The organism is Thermoanaerobaculia bacterium (genome assembly GCA_018057705.1).
GTDB lineage: Bacteria > Acidobacteriota > Thermoanaerobaculia > Multivoradales > JAGPDF01 > JAGPDF01.
The window spans coordinates 69400-74451 of record JAGPDF010000019.1 but is presented as its reverse complement, the minus strand read 5'-3'; the positions used below and the strand labels follow the sequence as shown (position 1 = coordinate 74451).

The 5052-nt window shown below is 68.5% G+C and carries 6 protein-coding genes; 3 read left to right on the top strand and 3 right to left on the bottom strand.

Annotated elements, in window-relative coordinates:
- The 3 genes from KBI44_08635 to lpxC all read right to left on the bottom strand — a co-directional run.
- Positions 1-278, bottom strand: a 278-nt coding sequence (locus tag KBI44_08635) for a hypothetical protein (protein ID MBP9144536.1), incomplete at its 3' end; no start/stop codon positions are given.
- A gap of 3 nt (positions 279-281) precedes the next feature.
- Complete coding sequence (locus tag KBI44_08630) at positions 282-644, bottom strand: hypothetical protein (protein ID MBP9144535.1); 363 nt, start codon at positions 642-644, stop codon at positions 282-284.
- A 20-nt stretch (positions 645-664) separates the two neighbouring features.
- Entirely contained in the window at positions 665-1981 is a 1317-nt protein-coding gene (lpxC, locus tag KBI44_08625) for a UDP-3-O-[3-hydroxymyristoyl] N-acetylglucosamine deacetylase (GenBank protein ID MBP9144534.1), read from the bottom strand.
- Between the two features lie 57 nt (positions 1982-2038).
- On the opposite strand from lpxC, the gene mgtE reads away from it, so the two are divergent.
- The 3 genes from mgtE to KBI44_08610 form a co-directional block, all read left to right on the top strand.
- Positions 2039-3430 carry a magnesium transporter gene (mgtE, locus tag KBI44_08620; protein MBP9144533.1) on the top strand — a complete coding sequence of 464 codons (1392 nt, stop codon included), beginning with the start codon at positions 2039-2041 and terminating at the stop codon, positions 3428-3430.
- 91 nt (positions 3431-3521) lie between these two features.
- Entirely contained in the window at positions 3522-4283 is a 762-nt protein-coding gene (gene recO / locus KBI44_08615; protein MBP9144532.1) for a DNA repair protein RecO, read from the top strand.
- Between the two features lie 38 nt (positions 4284-4321).
- Positions 4322-5052, top strand: a 731-nt coding sequence (locus KBI44_08610) for a glycine--tRNA ligase subunit alpha (GenBank protein MBP9144531.1), incomplete at its 3' end; no start/stop codon positions are given.

Here is a 5052-nt window from a genome sequence, read left to right as displayed (position 1 = left end):
GCGTAGAAGGTCGCGATGGGGCCGGAGCCGTCGTCGCGGAAGGTGAAGTGGACGCGCAGCTCGCCGTTGGTGGGGGAGGCGCGGTCGTCGAAGTGGACCTGCGGGTCGAGCTGCAGGCGATGCAGGTGGTGGTCGTCCTCGGGAAAGCTCATATCGAAGCCCTGGAGCATCGCGTGCACGCGGTGCACCGGCTGCGGAAACGAAAACGGCACGGTGATGGTGTGGTCGCTGATGAAGGCGAGGTCGACGCTGCCGGCGGTCACGGTGAGGAACTGCATCGCTCAGGCCTCCAGGACCCCGCCGCCGAGCGGCGGATGCAGCTCGCCCGGACGGAGATCCGGCTTGGCGAGCTCGACGAAGAGCAGATAGTCGATCCAGCCTTCGAAGGCGGCGCCGCTGTCATCCCGGAGGCAGAGGGTAGCGACCAGGCGCACCTCCCAGCCGTCGTCGACGCGGCCGCCGAGCGCGGCCGTGAGGTCCGCGGTGACCTGCCGCACATGATGGTCGTTGCCGGTGTAGTGCGCCTCGTAGCCGGCGAGCGCGACTGCAACCGATAGCACCCGGCGATCGAAGATGACGTTCATGGGAAGTGTGCTCGAACCGACATGGGGCGGAAAGACGATCCGACCGCTGCGCGTTTCCATGTTCTACCTCCCAGGATGGGTCAGGAAAGCCGATTCTCCGCGACGAGTTTGCGGACCAGGGCGATGTTGTCGCGGTGGCCGGTCAGGTGGGCGTGGACCCGGCCGCGGATGGGGTAGCCGAGGAGGTAGAGGTCGCCGATGATGTCGAGGATCTTGTGGCGGACGAACTCGTCGGGGAAACGGAGCTCGGTGTTCACGACGTGGTCTTCGCCGACCAGGATGAAGTTGTCGAGGCGGCCGCCGGAGCCCAGGCCCAGCTCGTTCATCATCTTCAAGTCGCGCAGGAAGCCGAAGGTGCGCGCCGGGGCGATCTCGCGCTTGTAGGCCTCGAAGCTGGTGAGCTCGAAGTCGTAGAACTGCTCGCCGATCGGCGGCGGATAGCGCAGCAGGTAGGAGACCGCGAAGCCGTCGAACGGCTCGAGGGTCAGGGTCTTGTCGCCGGACCCGACCTCGTATCTCCTGTCGACCACGAACTCCTGCCGCAGCTCTCCCTGCTCCTCGACGCCGATCTCTTCGATCGTCCTGCAGAACTCGGCGGCCGAGCCGTCGAGCACCGGCACCTCGCCGTGCACCTTGATCAGCAGGTTGGTGATGCCCCCGGCGTGGAGCGCCGAGAGCAGATGCTCCACCGTCTTGATCGTCGAACCGTTCAGGCCGAGGGTCGTGGCGTAGTCGGTGTCGCCGACCGCCGAGACGTGCGCCGGGATCGACTCGCCGGACGGCATCGAATGGAAATGGATCCCCGAGCCTGCCGGCAGCGGCTGCAGCACCATGCCGGTGCGGCCGCCGGAGTGGAGCCCCATGCCGTAGAGCACCGTGTTCTGGCAGAGCGTCCGCTGGCGCGTCCGGCTGCGTTCGAGGTGCAGAAGAGGGGGGATCGCCGTGCGGCGGGGTTCCGGGTGCGAGGCGAAGCCACCGGGATCCTCCGGCTGAGCTGCCGCGTCGCCGGTCGCTCCCGGCGTGCGCGCCGTATGGTGCGCGAGGCCCGCGCGCGCCGCGGCCATCACCTGCTCGTAGGAGAGCGGCTTCTCGAGGTAGTCGAAAGCGCCCATCTTGATCGCCCGCACGGCGGTCGCGGACGTGCCGTGACCGGAGATCATGATGATCGTCGCTTGCGGATCGAACTCGCGCAGGGTCTCGAGCGTCTCGAGGCCGTCGCGGTCGGGCAGCCAGACGTCGAGGAAGACGATCTCGGGCTTGCGCGTGGCGTAGAGATCGAGCGCTTCGGTGCCGCTCGGCGTGGTGGCGACCTCGAAGCCGTTGTCGGCGAGGATGGCGCCCAGGGTGGTGAGAATTCCGGCTTCGTCGTCGACGATGAGGGCGAGAGGGCGAGTCATCAGAGGGGAGTTTACCGCGCCCGGCGCCGGCAAGTCGCTGTGCTACATTCGCCGACCGTGACCTCCCCGACCCCCCACGAGCCGCCGCGCCGCCAGCTCCTCGCCGACACGCTGCGGAAGTTCCAGGAACGGGGCGCCGAGGTCAACATTTCGCGCCTCCTCGGGCGGATCCGGCCGGAGGATGTGGCGCTGCTGCTGGTCGATCTCGAGAGCGACCAGCGGCGCCAGGTGTTCGACATCCTGAGCGCCGACTTTCCGGAGGCGGCCGGCGACGTCCTCACCGAGATGGCGCCGGCGCAGCGCCTCGAGCTGCTCGAGAACCTGCCGCCCGAGCGCACCGCGAAGCTCCTCGAACGGCTGCCGGTCGACGACGCCGTCTTCGTCCTCGAGTCCCTGCCCGGGGACCTGCACGACCGCCTTCTCGAGCTGGTCGACCTCTCGGGCAGGTCGGAGATGCAGACCCATCTCGCCTACCGCGAGGGCAGCGCCGGCCGGATCATGGACCCCGACTTCTTCGCCCTCGCCGAGGGCGAGACCGTCCAGGCGGCGATCGCCGCGATCCAGCAGAAGCGCGACCTCGAGATGATCTTCTATCTCTATGTCGTGGATCGCGACTCTCATCTGGTCGGGGTGACGTCGCTGCGCCAGTTGCTGCTCTCGCGTCCGGTCCAGACGCTCGGCGAGATCATGCAGAAGTCGGTGATCAAGCTCCACGTCGACACCGATCAGGAGGAGGTCGCGGCCCAGGCGGCGCGCTACAACCTGCTCGCGGTGCCGGTGGTCGACGACCAGAACCGGCTGGTCGGCATCGTGACGGTCGACGACATCATCGACGTCGTCAAGGAAGAGGCGACCGAGGACCTCTTCAAGCTCGCCGGTTCCTCCGACAGCGAGCTGCTCTACGAAGAGCGCTCGCTGCGCGTCGCGGGCCTGCGTCTGCCGTCGCTCCTGGTGAGCATCGTCGGGCTCCTGGCGGTCGGCTTTCTCCTGCAGTACTTTCAGCTGCAGTTTCAGGACGCGCTCTTCCTGCTCGCCTTCGTGCCGGTGATCATGGGGCTGGGGGGCTCGATCGGCAGCCAGACCTCCACCGTGGCGGTGCGCGGGCTCGCCACCGGCCGGCTGGAGGCGGGGGAGGGGCGGTTCGGGGCGTTCGTCGTCCGCCAGCTCCGGGTGGCGGTCCTCCTCGGGCTCGCCTGCGGGCTCCTGGTCGGGGTCGCCGCGCTGGTCTTCTGGCAGAACCCGATTTTCGGACTGGTCGTCGGCCTGGCGCTCTTCCTGGCGATCCTGCTGGCGTCCGCGACCGGGGCGCTCATTCCGCTGGCGCTCGAGCGGCTCGGATTCGACCCCGCCGTCGCCTCCGGACCGATGCTCTCGACCGCCAACGACATCACCGGCATCCTGATCTACTTCGGCCTCGCCGCCGCGTTCCTGCGCCATCTCGCGCACTGAGCGGCGGGCGGAGCGGGCGTTCGCCGGGAGGCCGGTTCGCCGGGCAGGCGAAGGCGAGCGATCCGGGGGCGCTGCGCGATAAGCTCCCCCGGTGAAGTTTCATCAGGCCGAGGCGCTGATTCTCGAGGTCTCGGACCTACAGGAGGCCGACCGGATCGTCGTCTTCCTGACCCGCGAGGAGGGCAAGCGCCGGGGGGTGGCGCGCGGCGCGAAGCGCCGATTCAGCCGCTTCGCCGGTGAGTTGCAGCCGCTCGCCAAGGCGCGCATCGGCTGGATGGAGAAGGAGGGCCGCGACCTCGTCCGGATCGGGTCGGTGGAGCTCGTCCGCCCGGTGAAACTGCTGCAGCTCGATCTCGAGGGAATCCTGCTCGGGGCGACGATCGCCGAGCAGGTGGCGCTCTTCGCCCAGGAGGGCGAGCCGGCGGAGGTGATCTACCGGCTCCTCGACGCCACCGTAGAGGCGCTGGAGGCGGGCCGCGACCGCAATCTCGTGGCGCGCTACTTCGAGAGCTGGCTGCTGCGCACGGCCGGGATCTTCCCGCCGCCGGACGCCTGCCCGCAGTGCGGGCGGGAGCTCGAAGGCGGGGCCTCGATTCTCGCCAGCGGCGAGGGGCTCATCTGCCGCGACTGTGCACGCAGCGCCCACGGCGCGGAGGCGGTGTCGGCCGGAGCGGTCGATTTCTGGCGGCGGATCGGGCGCGAGAACATCGAGCGTATGGCCGACACACCGCCGAAGCCGGCGGTGCTCGCCGAGGTGGCGACGGCGGTGGGCCGGATCCGCCGCCACTTTCTGCAGCACGAAGTTCGCAGTCTCATGGTGATGGAGCGCACGCTCGCTGCGCTCGACAGCTAGCCGGGAAGTCAGGGCACCGAGGAGAGGAAGAAGAGCGGATGAAGAGCTTTCAGGAGTTGATACTTGCGCTTTCGGACTACTGGGCGGGGCAGGGCTGTGTCCTGCAGCAGCCCTACGATCTCGAAGTCGGTGCCGGGACGATGCACCCGGACACCTTCCTGCGGGTGCTGGGGCCGGAGCCCTGGCGGGTCGCCTACGTCCAGCCTTCGCGCCGGCCGGCGGACGGGCGCTACGGCGACAACCCGTTCCGGCTCTACAAGCACAACCAGTTCCAGGTCATCCTGAAGCCGTCGCCGCTCGACGTCCAGCAGCTCTACGTCCAGAGCCTCGAAGCGATGGGAGTCGATCTCGCGGTCCACGACCTGCGCTTCGAGGAGGACAACTGGGAGGCACCGACCCTGGGCGCGTGGGGCGTCGGCTGGCAGGTGATGCTCGACGGCATGGAGATCTCGCAGTTCACCTACTTCCAGCAGGCCGGAGGCATCGAGCTCTCCCCGATCTCCTGCGAGCTCACCTACGGCCTCGAGCGCATCACGATGTTCCTCGGCCTGGAGAAGTCGATCTACGACATCCGCTGGGTGCCGGACGGTGTGAACTACGGGCAGGTGCGCTGGCAGGACGAGCACGAGTTCTCGAAGTACAACTTCGAGGTCGCCGACGTCGACTTCCTGCGCCGGCAGTTCGATGGCTACGAGAACGAGTCCAGGCGCTGCCTCGCGGCGGGGATCGTCCTCCCGGCCTACGAGTGCGCGCTCAAGTGCTCGCATCT